This is a genomic window from Chryseobacterium sp. SIMBA_029 (genome assembly GCF_046535275.1).
Taxonomy (GTDB): domain Bacteria; phylum Bacteroidota; class Bacteroidia; order Flavobacteriales; family Weeksellaceae; genus Chryseobacterium.
Genome location: NZ_JAWRXA010000501.1, coordinates 1 through 260 on the forward strand (window position 1 = coordinate 1; position 260 = coordinate 260).

Sequence of the window (260 nt, forward strand, 5' to 3'; positions counted from 1 at the left end):
GGTGGAGAATCGTCCAGGCGCCAATGGCAACATCGGCGCTGAAGCTGTGGCGCAGGCTGCGCCGGACGGCTACACACTCCTGCACAGCACCTCCTCGCTGGGCTTTACGGCCGCGTTCCGCCAGAAAGTCTCATACAACCTCGACAAAAATCTGACCCCGGTTTCGCTGCTGATCGACCAACCTTTGCTGATAATGGCGAGTTCCCCTCTCGGGGTGACAACCGTGCCGGAGCTGAAGTCCTACGCCCAGAAGCATCCCG

1 protein-coding gene is annotated in these 260 nt (G+C 60.8%); it reads left to right on the top strand.

From position 1 onward, the window contains the following. The coding region (locus SB679_RS24975) for a Bug family tripartite tricarboxylate transporter substrate binding protein (RefSeq protein WP_410704995.1) at positions 1-260 on the top strand (260 nt) is incomplete at both ends.